The 12,465-nt window shown below is 55.9% G+C and carries 11 protein-coding genes; 7 read left to right on the top strand and 4 right to left on the bottom strand.

The features are described 5' to 3' along the window. Positions 1 to 370: 370 nt before the first annotated feature. Complete coding sequence (locus BN54_RS06530; RefSeq protein ID WP_040470002.1) at positions 371 to 1,093, top strand: CPBP family intramembrane glutamic endopeptidase; 723 nt, start codon at positions 371 to 373, stop codon at positions 1,091 to 1,093. Positions 1,094 to 1,472: 379 nt separating this feature from the next. Further along, positions 1,473 to 2,855, top strand: a complete 1,383-nt coding sequence (brnQ, locus tag BN54_RS06525; protein ID WP_019206372.1) for a branched-chain amino acid transport system II carrier protein — start codon at positions 1,473 to 1,475, stop codon at positions 2,853 to 2,855. A 48-nt stretch (positions 2,856 to 2,903) separates the two neighbouring features. Here brnQ and BN54_RS06520 read toward each other — a convergent pair whose 3' ends face one another. From BN54_RS06520 to BN54_RS06505, 4 genes are all read right to left on the bottom strand, one after another. Next, positions 2,904 to 3,320, bottom strand: a complete 417-nt coding sequence (locus tag BN54_RS06520) for an arsenate reductase ArsC (protein WP_019206371.1) — start codon at positions 3,318 to 3,320, stop codon at positions 2,904 to 2,906. Between the two features lie 56 nt (positions 3,321 to 3,376). Beyond that, positions 3,377 to 4,240 (bottom strand): aldo/keto reductase, encoded by an 864-nt coding sequence (locus tag BN54_RS06515; RefSeq protein ID WP_019206370.1) that lies wholly within the window; start codon positions 4,238 to 4,240, stop codon positions 3,377 to 3,379. A gap of 5 nt (positions 4,241 to 4,245) precedes the next feature. Further along, a complete protein-coding gene (locus BN54_RS06510) occupies positions 4,246 to 5,016 on the bottom strand; it encodes an NADPH-dependent oxidoreductase (RefSeq protein WP_019206369.1) in 771 nt (256 codons plus the stop codon). A gap of 165 nt (positions 5,017 to 5,181) precedes the next feature. Then, a complete protein-coding gene (locus tag BN54_RS06505; protein ID WP_019206368.1) occupies positions 5,182 to 7,032 on the bottom strand; it encodes an LPXTG cell wall anchor domain-containing protein in 1,851 nt (616 codons plus the stop codon). A gap of 218 nt (positions 7,033 to 7,250) precedes the next feature. Here BN54_RS06505 and BN54_RS06500 point away from each other — a divergent pair, with 218 nt between their 5' ends. The 5 genes from BN54_RS06500 to BN54_RS06480 all read left to right on the top strand — a co-directional run bounded on the left by BN54_RS06500 (position 7,251) and on the right by BN54_RS06480 (position 12,405). Beyond that, the gene (locus BN54_RS06500) at positions 7,251 to 9,005 is read left to right on the top strand and encodes an NEAT domain-containing protein (RefSeq protein ID WP_019206367.1); all 1,755 of its coding nucleotides are present in this window, start codon (positions 7,251 to 7,253) and stop codon (positions 9,003 to 9,005) included. Next, positions 8,992 to 9,768 (top strand): NEAT domain-containing protein, encoded by a 777-nt coding sequence (locus tag BN54_RS06495; protein ID WP_019206366.1) that lies wholly within the window; start codon positions 8,992 to 8,994, stop codon positions 9,766 to 9,768. The genes BN54_RS06500 and BN54_RS06495 overlap by 14 nt, the downstream gene beginning before the upstream one ends. Positions 9,769 to 9,833: 65 nt before the next feature. Beyond that, positions 9,834 to 10,715 carry a heme ABC transporter substrate-binding protein IsdE gene (isdE, locus tag BN54_RS06490; protein WP_040470023.1) on the top strand — a complete coding sequence of 294 codons (882 nt, stop codon included), beginning with the start codon at positions 9,834 to 9,836 and terminating at the stop codon, positions 10,713 to 10,715. Positions 10,716 to 10,724: 9 nt separating this feature from the next. Continuing rightward, positions 10,725 to 11,651 (top strand): FecCD family ABC transporter permease, encoded by a 927-nt coding sequence (locus BN54_RS06485; protein WP_019206364.1) that lies wholly within the window; start codon positions 10,725 to 10,727, stop codon positions 11,649 to 11,651. Further along, entirely contained in the window at positions 11,644 to 12,405 is a 762-nt protein-coding gene (locus BN54_RS06480) for an ABC transporter ATP-binding protein (RefSeq protein WP_019206363.1), read from the top strand. The genes BN54_RS06485 and BN54_RS06480 overlap by 8 nt, the downstream gene beginning before the upstream one ends. The last annotated feature ends 60 nt before the right edge of the window (positions 12,406 to 12,465 follow it).

Raw genomic sequence — 12,465 nt, 5'->3', positions numbered from 1 at the left:
TTCTTTGCCCAATCGCCCCGTAGACACCGGAGAGATTTATAGATCTGTGCCAAAGTTTATTAAAAATAACGGTTTTAATCATGATTAATAATCCGCTATGCCCTTTTACAAAATGATAAACACTAATATTTTCGTGACAGTTATTGCGCAGATTTTTAGATCTGTCGTGTCTCAATGGGCGGATTCGTCTTTTTTTGCTTACCGCCCCACACTAGTGCGGCTTATAATTAAATACAGAAAGAAGGCGAGTACCATGCGCAAACTTTGGCAAACCACTTGGCAGTGCGCGGCGGTTTTTCTTTGCATTGTCGGCGGAATCATCGCAGCTTCACTGGGCCCTAGCAACCAAGCCGCTCATGGCTGATTGTTATTGCACGATCTTTATTATCCTTGGGTTTACCTGACCGTTTTTTACGGGCTGTTGACCCTGCTTAACCGGCACTGCTGGCCGGCAAATTGGCATTTCACCTGGCACTTTCCCCCGCGTGCGGCTTGGGGGATCGCCGGCAGTTTAGCCGTCATTTGGAGCTTGGCCATTTGGCTGTTGACCCCGGGTCATTTCATTGCCGCGCCCGCGCTCAACTTCTTTGAATTCGCCCGAACCCTGGCCGGGTTCATCACCGCCGTACTCGTCACCCCGCTGATCGAAGAGCTGGCCTTTCGCAGGGTGATCCTCGCCCGCCTTAGTGCTAATTATGGCGCCTGGGTCGGCCTTTGGGGTTCCGCCCTCTTGTTTGGGGCCAGCCACCTGCTTAGCGGTCGCTTTCAGTGGCAAAGCGCCCTGCTGATTTTACTGGCGGGCACGGCGATCGGCCTCTTGTTAGCCCTGGTGCGGGCCACCACCGGTACCCTCTGGGCCAGCTACTTGGTCCACGCCACCTTTAATGGTTTGACCAGCCTTTTAATGGCCCAAGCCACCCCCGCTAACGATTGGCCCTGGACCTACCTGTTGACCAGTCATTCCTTGCTTTTGACCGGGGGGAATACGGGATCAACACCGCCTTGGCCAGTCTCTTCACCTACCTACTTACGGCCGGGCTGGTATTCGATCGCGCCAAGCGCCACGGCTGGACGCTCGCCCAAGCTGAGCTGACCCACATCCAATAAAATGAGAATTTATCCTTGACAATGAGAAATCGATTAATTAGAATGTAGCCATAATTTAATTAACCGAACGCAATGAGAAAGAAGAGTAGCACTGGTTAACCGCTAGCGAGCCCCGGTTGGTGGAAGGGGGTCGGATCTAGCCAGCGTGAAAATCACTTTCGAGTCCGGGCCAGCCAAGGTCCGGTGGCCGCACCCATTACCGTGCACGCGTATCGTCAGGCTTGCCTGGCCGTACGTACTAAGGTGGCGTTAGTGATAGCGTCATGGGCACAGGGTGGTACCACGCAAAGGCGTCCCTGATCGAGTCAATCGGTCAGGGACGCCTTTTTCATTGGGTTCTGATTTAAAATTGGAGGGTGTTACATATGTCATCACGGAAATTAACTTGGCACGAATACTTTGTCGTCGCGTCGCTGCTCTTTGGCCTTTTCTTTGGGGCCGGCAATTTGATCTTCCCTTTGCACCTCGGCCAGCTCGCCGGAGGCCACTGGGGACCTGCCGCCCTGGGCTTTTTGGTTACCGGGGTCTTATTGCCCTTGCTGTCGGTAATGGCGATCGCCGTCACCCGGGCTGAAGGGGTCTTTGACGTTGGTCGGCCCCTGGGCGTTGGCTTTGCCTTGACCTTTATGGTGCTGATCCACGCCACCATCGGGCCACTCTTTGGGACGCCGCGGACGGCGACGGTCTCCTTTACCGTCGGGGTGGCGCCCTTTGTGCCTGCCCAATATCAACAAGTTGCCCTCTTCGTCTTTTCGCTGGTCTTCTTTGGCTTAGCCTTTGCCTTCTCCTACCACGAAAATAATATCCTGGCCAACGTCGGCAAGGTCTTAAACCCGATGTTCTTGGCCCTCTTGTTCTTAATGTTCTTGGTTGCCTTCTTAATGCCAATGGGCAACCCGCTGAGCGCGCCGGCCACGGCCGCTTACACCCACGGGGCCTTAACCAACGGTTTCTTGGAAGGATACAACACGATGGACGCCTTGGCTGGCCTGGCCTTTGGGGTGACGGTCGTTACAGCGGTCCGGCAAATGGGCCAACGCCGCAGCCGCGACGTTTCCAAGGTCGTCGCCAAGGCCGGGGTCTTAGCAATGAGCGGGGTCGGCTTCATCTACTTGCTCTTGATCGTAGCCGGAGCGATGTCGTTAGGCCACTTCAAGCTCTCAGCTGATGGTGGGGTCGCCTTTACCCAAATCGTGCGCTACTACGGTGGGGCCTTCGGTCAAGCAGTCCTGGCCGTTTTGATCACCGTCACCTGCTTGACCACGGCGGTCGGCCTGGTCGCCGCCTTTGCCCAAGACTTCCACAAGCACTTCCCGAAGGTGTCTTATCACATGTGGCTGTTTTTGACGACGCTGGCCTCCTTTGTCGTAGCTAACTTCGGTTTGGAACAAATCATCGCTTGGTCGACGCCAATGTTGATGTTCCTCTACCCCTTATCGATGGTCTTGATCCTCTTGTCCGTTTGCTCCAACTTCTTCCAACGGGACGGCCGGGTCTACTTCTTCGTAGTCCTCTTCACGGTCGTGCCGGCCTTGGGGGACATGGTAGTCGCCTTCCCGAAGGTCGTGTCTGCCAGCGCCTTTGGTCAAACGGTCGCCGCCTGGCGCGCGGCTTTGCCACTGGCTAACATGGGCTTGTCCTGGGTGGTGCCAGCCTTGATCGGTCTCGTGATCGGGCTGGCTTGGCACTACGCTAAGCCCATGCGCCAACTGGCCGTCGAACCCGCTCGCCTGGATCCGAAGGAATAAATTCTTTAAACCAAAAGTCGCGCTGGTCAGTTGCCAGCGCGACTTTTGCTATGCCTCAATCGGCACTACGGTTTTCAATTCCGCCACCCGGGCCTTGATCTGATCGCGCACCCGGCGAAAGACGGTTAATTGCTCCGCCCGACTGCCCGTGGCTTGGGCCGGATCGGCCAAGTCCCAGTGCAAGTGCCGCGCGCTGGCCGGAATTACCGGGCAGTGGTCGCGCGCGTCCCCGCACAGGGTGACAATCACGTCGGCCTGGGCAAAGTAGACTGGATCAAGCGCTTTAGCGTGGTGCGAGCTGAGATCAATGCCCACTTCGGCCATCACCACTTGGGCCAGTGGATTAACCGTGGTGGGATGGGTTCCCGCACTGGCCACTTCTACCGTCGGGTAGTCCGCTTTGGCAAAGCCCTCGGCCATCTGACTGCGGCATGAATTTCCGGTACACAGAAAATATAATTTCATTAACTCACCTACTCAAAAAGGGGCGGCCCACTTGGGGTCGCCCCTGGCTGTTTATGCTAGAAATCAACTTCATCGGGATCCTTGCATTGGCCCCCTAAGTTCGGCAGGGCCGCAATCGTCTGCATTTCTTCGTTCGACAGTTCAAAGTCAAACAGCTCCATGTTTTGCTTGAGCCGGTCGACGTGGACCGACTTTGGCAATGGCACGACCCCTTGTTGGAGGATCCACCGTAAGCTGACTTGGGCCGTTGACTTCCCGTGCGCCGCCGCGATCTTTTGCATCGTTGGGTCGACTAAGACCGTCGCCCCTTGACCGCCCAATGGTCCCCAAGCTTCCACCACGATGTCCATGGCCTGGAGTTTCTTAATTTCTTCGGCGTGGGTCCAACCGGGGTGGACCTCAATTTGGTCAACCATTGGCTTGATCTTAGCCGTCTTTAACAGTTCGGCCACGTGGTGCGGCATAAAGTTGCTCAGCCCGATCGCCCGAATCTTGCCGGCTTCGTATAATTCTTCCATCGCCCGCCAGGTTTCCGCGTTGATTTTGGCCGCGTCCGCGCCAAATTGCTTTTCATTGGCCGGCCAGTGGATCAGGTACAAGTCTAAGTAATCCAACCCTAAGCGGTCCAAACTGGCTTGAAAGGCCGCCTTGGTGGCTTCATACCCCCGGTCGGTGTTCCAAAGCTTGCTGGTCACAAACAATTCTTCGCGGGGAACACCAGCGGCCTTGATCCCTTGGCCGACCCCGGCTTCGTTTTCGTAGACCTTAGCGGTATCAATGTGCCGGTAGCCGGCCGTAATCGCGTCCTGCACGGCTTGGGCCGTCACCGCCGGGTCGGTCCGGAACGTCCCGTAACCAACGCAGGGGATTTCCACCCCGTTGTTCAATTTGATTGGTGAATTAACATTGGTAAGCGTCATGTTGTTCATCCTTTCTTTGGTTGCCAATCCAGGGCCAAGCCTTGCCGCTGGATTACTTGGGCCAATTTATCCCGGTCAATCCGCTTGGTGTTCAGCTTGGCGCCCGTGATCTGTTTAGTAAATGAATCGATCCGCCGGCTGGTATCGCGCAAGTCGTAGTAGGTCTGCACCACCTGATCGTAGTCTTTGAGGCTGGCCACCTCAAAGTCCTGCGGGTAGTCATTTTCAAAGGCCACTTGCTCCAGCGGCAGGCGGGGCTTTAACTGCGGCACTTGGTCCGGAACCCCGACTTGGACCCCCAGCAGGGGCAAGGTCATTTTCGGCAGGTCTAAGGCCGCCAAAAGGGCTTCGGGATCATCGTTGATCGATCCCAGAATTACCGCGCCCAAACCCAGGCTTTCGGCAGCCGTGACAAAGTTTTGTACCGCTAAAACCGTGTCCTCCAGCGCTTGAAAGAAGATGTCGGTCGTATGCAGGCGCCCATCATCATAGCCAAGTTGCTGGCGAATCTGCTGGTTGCGGTACAAGTCCACGATAAAGATAAACAAGTCCCCGTTAGCCCCAACGTAGCGTTGACCGGAAACGGCGCGGACCGCCGCGCGCTTGGCGGGATCAGTGACGTGCAAAATCGAAAATTGTTGCATGAACATACTGGTCGAAGTCTGGCTGGCCATCTTGTACAAGATCGTCAATTGTTCCTTGGCCAAGGTTTGCGCCTTAAAGGCCCGGATCGACCGGTGGTTGGCAATTACTTCCGTTGTGTGCGTATCAATCATCTGCCTTTCCCACTTACTTTTCGTTACTAACAACTTACTTCTAGTTAACCACCGCGGGCCTGAAAGCGTCAACTTATTTCCCGGGAAATCTTAGCTTTGACAACTTTTTCATTTTTGGTTCAAAAAAAGCCCACTGGACGCTGGGGCATCCAGTGGAACTTACGCTTACTTCGCGAATTTCTTAAATGGTACTAAGACCAAACTCATGAGGGCCATCCCCAAAACGGTCAGCGCCGAAGCAGACGCGTTCCCGGTTTGCGGCAGGCTGGCCTTTTGCGCCGCCGCTGGTTGGGCGGTCGTTAATTGGACCTTGGCCGTAGTCAGGGTTGGGGTCCCTTGGGAAGTTGGCGTTGGCTTAGCAGTAGGGGTTGGTTCGCTCGTTGCCCCATTAACAACTCCCGCGGCCGCCTTGGCAATTGCCAGTTGACCGAGCGCCTTTTGCAGGGCTGCTTGGGCCGCAGCTAAGCGGGCGTTTGCCGCGGTTAATTCAGCTTTGGCATCAGCCAAATTAGCTTGCGCGGCTTCCAAAGCGGCTTGGGCATCAGCAACGGCTTTTTGGGCCGCAGCGACCGCCGCCGGACCATTTTCAACCGTTTGCTTAACCGTCGCCAGGTTGGCTTGGGCTTGCTTCAACGCGGCTTGAGCGTCATCAAAGGCCTTTTGGGCGGCCGCTTCATTTTGGCTGGCCGTGGTTTGATTTTCCTTCGCCGCCGCCAGCGCATTCTTAGCATCGTTAAAGTCATTTTGCGCCGCTTGTAAGTTGGCCTTGGCCATCCCGACCGTATCAACCGCCGCCTTCATCATCAGGTTCATGAAGACTGGGGCGTGACCCGCCGCCTTAGCAGCTTCTTGTAATTTAGCGTTAGCTTCGTTTGCCTTCGTTTGGGCGGTTTGAACCTCGCTGTTCAGTTGGTCGACCTTGGTTTGATCAGCCGCCAAACGCTTGCCAGCTTCCACCGCAGCGGTCAGCTTGTCACTGGAAGCCAGGTTCAGGTAGGCCGTTTCGTGCATAACACTCATCCCTGGGATCCCCGTATTGATAACCACCGCAATCTTGTAGTCATTGGCTAACCCTGGCGCGACCCCGGTCCAGTCAGCCGTCTTTTGATCGGCGCTGAGGTTGCTCTTGGTAAAGGACCCACCGTTTTCAAAACTCATCGATTCAATCATGCTGGCGAAGGTAACCGAGAAGATCTTGACCGTGACCTTGCCATTCGCATCCACGCTGACCGTGGCCGTTGGCTTAAAGAAGCCAGCCATTTCCGACTTGGTCGTCGTTTCATTTCCGTCATTTCCCGTCTTGTAGAAGGTCGCGGCTACGTCTTCCGTTGCCGCGGCAGCGGCTTGGTCCTTTTCTAATTGGTCCTTAGCGGCCGCATAGGCAGTTTGGGCCGACTTCAAAGCGGCATTAGCCGTGGAAGCCGTGGCAACGGCTTGTTGGTAAGCCGATTCCGCAGCCGCTTGGGAAGCCGCGTTGGCACTGCTGGTTTGGACTTCTTGGTCGTACGCTTTTTGCGCTGCAGTTACCGCCGCACTGGCTTGATCATACGTCGATTGAGCCGCACTCGTAGCCTGGCTGGCCGTTTGTGTCTTGGCCTTGGCGCTTTGCAGGGCCGCACTGGTCGATTGAACCTTGCTTTGGGCCGCACTAACCGCCGCTTGGGCCGACGACAAAGCCGCACTGCCGTTGTCTACTGTCGCTTTGGCGGTTTGCGCTGCCGTCGAAGTTTCCTTGACCTTGCTTTGGGCCGCGGTTACCGCCGCATTGGCCGCACTGTACTTGGCGCTAGCTTGGCTTTGAGCCGTTTGGGCTTGTGCGACCGTTTGTTGCGCTTGTGTCACTGCTTGTTGAGCATCGGATACCGATAATTGCTTATCGTCCGATTGGTTTTGGGCCACTACCGCAGTTTCATCAGCGTGCACGGCCGGTTGATCAGCCACCAACCCCGTCACACCGGCGATTCCGGCCACTGAAGCCGTTAACAAAGCAGCGTTTTTCAGGTTCGTCTTCTTCATTGGAATTCCCCCACAAAAATTAAAAATAAGTGCAATTCATTGAATTTTCCAAAAAGCTTTAATATGCGTCATATTATGGCACTATCAAGGTGAAAGCGCAACCCGTCGCGGAATATTTTGCGGGTTTTTACTTATCCAACGAATTTTTATTGAAATCGTTCACCTGAACGCTTAAACTTAACAATGATATTAAAGAAATTCTTAAGGAGGCGTTTTTCGTGACGGTTGGTTCGAAAATAACCTATCGAGTGATTACTTCGGTGTCACTAATGGGATTAGTTGGGGCGCCCCTGGCCGCGGCCAGCCCCGTCCTGCCGGCCCTGGTGCAAGCCGCTACCCCAGCAGCGACAACAATCCCGACGACCGCCCGCTTTTTTAAGACGGGCACGACCACGGCATCCGATGCCAGCCACTTCTTCAGTGACCAGGCCAGCTTAAAAACCACCAACGGCCAGCTCCAATTGGTAATGACAATGCCAACCGGGGCCAATTATGTCCAAAAATTGCAAATTCAGGGCAGCAATCAGGCGGCGAACATCCAAAAAAATGGCGAACAGGCCACGGTGACGTTTAACCTGCCGAACCAAAGCGGCAAGTACGTAGTTGAAATGGACCTGCAACTGGCCCCGGGCATGACCATGCACGAAGCGGCCGACTTACAAGTGGACCTCAGCCAGGTCAAGACCGCCAGTGCGGAGGCTGACAGCAGTCAAGCCACTAGCAGCAGCCAAACGACAACGTCAACTGCAACTACTAAGTCCGACCACCAGCAAGCGCAATCGACGACTCAGGTATCCCAAAGTCAAACCACACCACCTACGCAGTCAACTGGGACCAAGCAAGACCACGATGACGTGCTCCAACTCCCAGTTAGTTTCTTAAAGTATGAAGATTACCCAGCGCCATCAGAATCAGGCCAATTCTTCAGTAAAACCGTATCCGTCAAGCCAACTGCCGATGGTTATCAACTAACTTTCCACTTAATCGGCGGCGCGCAGTTCATCAGCGGTATTACCTTTAACGGGCAAAAGCCTGTCCAAACCGTAACCAATGGGGCTAAAGTTGACTACTCCTTTAAACTCTCTAAACAGGCTTATCAACAAGGCGGGGGGGTCTTTAATTTTGACCTCTCTGTTCTAGGCAATTCTCAACAAGCGTATGCGGTATGGAATAACAAGGCGTTCAACCCGCAAGCTCAAAAGCCCCAACCATTTGAGCCACCAATTCCTAAACCAAGCCATCACGTTATCGATAGCACAAAGGAGATCCAAGATATTCCTTATGCCGTCTATAATGAGCAAGGTACTAAGTTGTCCGATGCCAACTCTTTCTACACTCACGTAGCACATGTTATTAAGACCGGCACTTCTGGTTATGACGTAACCCTCACCATTAAAGCTGCCAAGGGTACCGCTACCTTCGCCCCAATTTCGATGAAGGCCGGACCAATTACAAACCAAACGCATTCTCAAATTGGCAACCAAGATATTTGGACGTATACCTTCCACGTTAATGACGATAGTGCTTTAGACCAACCCTTTACCGGTCGCATTAAGGTTGGGGTTCCGCTCCTAGGTATGCCCGCCCAAAATTATGGGGTTTGGTTTGCATTCGGCCAAGAAAAAAGCAGTCCTGGTCCCAGTGCTTTAAGCACTACCGGCTACGGCACTGGCAACGCGGCCGCCGCGCTAAGCGCCAGCGGCCCAGCCGGGGGCGACATCACCAGCCAACCGGGAGCGGCCAATGCGGCAGCGATTACCCCCTTTGATTTAAAGGCCGCCCAAAAGCGGCTCGCTCACTACCGGGTGCCAAATGGGATCAAGCACCGCATCCAAGCCGCCCTCGTCGACTACCCGATCGTCCAGGCTTTAACCGCCTTTTTGGTCACCGGGTTTGCGATCATCGGGGGGACCATGCTTTGGTACACCCATGCGACCCGCAAATTGAAAGGATTCAACCATGAAGAAGATTAAATTCAACTGGGGACGGTGGCTGACCCTGCTCACCGTTACCTTATTCGGGCTGCTGGGCGTTACCAATACCCATGCGGCCAGCGTTAATTACCAAACCCTAAAGTACGGGACCAACCAGACGTCAATGGCCGACTCCTACTACGTCCGCCCCGCCCAAGTCACGGTCAGTGGCAACCAATACGTCGTCACGATGACCATCCACACCGCTGCCAACCTAGGTGCTTGGCCAGTGACGGTCTACTCCATCAACGGCCAGGCCCCACAAAGCGTCAGCAAGACCCAGGGGGGCGGGGGGTACAATTACGCTTACTCCTTTACCGCCAAGTCTTTAAATGGCGTGATTTCCAGTTCGATCCACGTTAACGTGCCCAGTGCCAACTACAACGCTGATCACAACATCAGCTTTAAGTTCGACACCAGTCAGCTGCCCGCCTTAAACGGCAAGAATGCCAAGGGGACCAAGAACAGCGCGGCGGCCACCACCAGCACCGGTGAGGCCGCGGGCGCCAACGACCCCCAGCTGCAAGCCAAGCTGAATAAATTAAACGCCCAGGCCAAGTCCCAGTCCCAAGCGGCGAGCCGCAAGGAAAGTCGGCTGGCCAAACAGACCCTGGAACAAAACGTCCAGGCCCAAGCCGCCAATGACCGCAACCAAAAGCTCTTCTACTACGTCTTAATCGGCGGAGGACTGGGCCTGATCGTGATCATTGCATCCGCTGCCTACTTTATCATCAACGCCAAAAAGAATTTACCACGTCACTAATTAAACTTTTGCGGGGCTGGGGGAGCTGATTGCACCACCAGCCCTTTTCACAAGGGGGCTTTTTCATGCACGCACGCAAGCGTCTTATCATCATTTTGCTCAGTCTCTTGGTTTTAATCGGCGGCACGGCCGCGGGGGTGCGCTACTTTGTCAATCGCCAGGTCGCTGACCGCCAGCGGCTGGTCGTAACCACCGTTGCGATCGCCCAGATCTTTGACAAACTCGACATCAACCTGGTCGGCGTCCCAACGACGGCTCAGACCCTGCCCGCCCGCTACCAACATACCGCCAAAGTCGGTGGGGCGATGAACCCGAGCGTCGAAAAAATTGCCGCCCTCAATCCTTCCAAGGTCTACGCCGTTTCCACCCTCAAGGACGAATACTCAAGTGCCTTTAAGGCCCAAAGTGTCCCGGTCACCTACCTGAAACTCGATACCGTGGCCCAATTAAAGACGACTTTGCGCCAATTGGGCCATGAATACTACCGGACCCGCCAGGCCAACGCCCAGATCAAAAAGATCAACGCGGCCATCCAAGCCGCCAAAGCCCGCCGCCACGGCGCAAAACCGCAGGTCCTGGTCTTAATGGGGATGCCGGGCGCCGGGTATTTGATTGCGACCGATCACTCCTACGTTGGTGACCTGGTCCGGCTGGCCGGGGGGCAAAACGTCTACGCCAGCCACGGTCAAGCCTACCTCTCCCCTAGCAACGAAACTCTCGCGACCAAGCACCCCGACGTCATCTTGCGCTTAGCTCACGCGATGCCAAGCGTCACGGTACCCCAGTTTAACAAGGAGTTTCAGGACAATCCGGTCTGGGCGAAGATGCCAGCCGTCAAAAACCACCGCGTCTATGACCTCAAGCAGCCGACCTTCAATGCCTCGGCCAATATGAAGGTTCCCCAGGCCCTGCACCAAGTCAGCTTATGGCTGTACCCAAAGAAATAGGACTTCACCATGAAAAAAACGACCCTTACTTACCTGTTCCTCACGGGGCTCTTGGTGGTCACGAGCGGGATCGCTTTGACCAACGGGGCCAGCCACTTCAGCTTGCTGGCCCTGTCGCCCACCGCCCAAAACACCCTCTTTAACATCCGCCTGCCACGGATCCTCGCCGCCCTCTTGGCCGGGGCGACCGTCGCGGTCAGCGGGGCTTTATTCCAGGCCGCCCTGCGCAATCCAATCGCTGATCCCGGGATCATGGGGGTCGCCAGCGGGGCGCACCTGTTCGCCCTGCTCGGTGGCCTGGTCATCCCCGGCCTCTTTTTCAACCGGGTCCTCTGGGCTTTGGCCGGGGGCTGGCTGGCCTTTGAGCTCTTGGTCCGCTTCCAACCTAAAATGGACCCCTACCGGCTGATCTTAGTCGGGGTTGCGATCAACGCCATGTTCAGCGGGTTCACCGCCTTAATCCCCACCATGCCGGGCCAAAGCAGCCTCTCGCTGGCCACCGTCACTTGGACGCAAACCACCCTCTTAGCCATCCTGGGCCTGGGGGGCTTGATCATTGCCGTCCTGCTGGCGCCGTGGGGCAATTACCTCAAGGTCAGCGACGCCCAACTGGTCTCACTCGGCCAATCGCCGCAGCGCTTGCGGCGCGGGCTGTTGTTAACGGCGGTCTTTTTAGCGGCGACGACCACGGCCTGCGTCGGCGTCCTCGCCTTCATCGGGATCATCGTCCCCCACCTGGGTCGCCAACTGGTCGGCCGCGATTATAACCGCCTGCTGCCCTTTACCATGCTGGCCGGGGGCTGGCTGTTGCTCTTTTTCGATACCCTGGGCCGGCTGGTCATCCAACCCAGCGAACTGCCGGCTACCGCCCTCTTGGCGATCTTTGGCGGTCCGTGCTTGATCTGGATTTTGAAAGGGGGGACCACCCATGCTTGACGCGCAACACCTCCGCTTTGCTTATCCGCAGCAAGCCCCGCTCATTGACGACCTGTCCTTGACCATTCCCGAGCACCAAATCACGACCCTGCTCGGGCCGAACGGTTCCGGGAAATCCACCCTGTTGAAACTCTTGACTCGCCAGCTTTCGCCCCAAGCTGGCCACGTTCACCTCGCCGGCCAGGACCTCTGGCGCGCCTACTCAGCCCAAAGTGCCGCCCAGCAAATCGCTGTCGTCCACCAGCACCACGAATTGTACGATGAGCTGACGGTTGCCGATTTAATCCAGCTTGGCCGCCTCCCTTACCAAAGCTCCCTCTTTGCCGACCCGGCCCCCGCGGATACTGCCGCCATCATGGCCGAACTGCAGCTGACCGACTTGGCCGACCGACCGGTAAAGCAATTATCCGGGGGCCAAGCCCAACGCGTCTGGCTGGCGCTCGCCCTCAACCAAGAACCGACCTACCTCTTCTTGGATGAGCCCACCACCTACCTGGATTTGCACTACCAGACCGAGTTTCTCCGTTTGCTGCGGCAATTAAATCAGCAGCGGGGGTTGACGATCGTAATGATCCTGCACGATTTAAATCAAGCCCTGCGTTACAGTGATTACTGCTGTTTATTGGACCACGGGCAGTTGGTCGCCACTGGGACTCCAAAAAGCGTTTTGACCCCCGCCCGGGTCAAAACCACCTTCCAGTTGGAATGCGACCTCATAACGACCAAGTATGGCCCGGTCCTAATCCAAGCCTGACGGGCCGTTGACCTAGCGCGCCAGCGGGCTTACACTGGGGACAACGAACACGAAAGAAGG

Origin of the sequence: Limosilactobacillus ingluviei str. Autruche 4 (assembly GCF_000312405.1) — a bacterium.
Classification (GTDB): Bacteria; Bacillota; Bacilli; order Lactobacillales; family Lactobacillaceae; genus Limosilactobacillus; species Limosilactobacillus ingluviei.
Note: the sequence above shows the minus strand (reverse complement) of the source record. Positions and strands in the feature narration are given on the sequence as shown.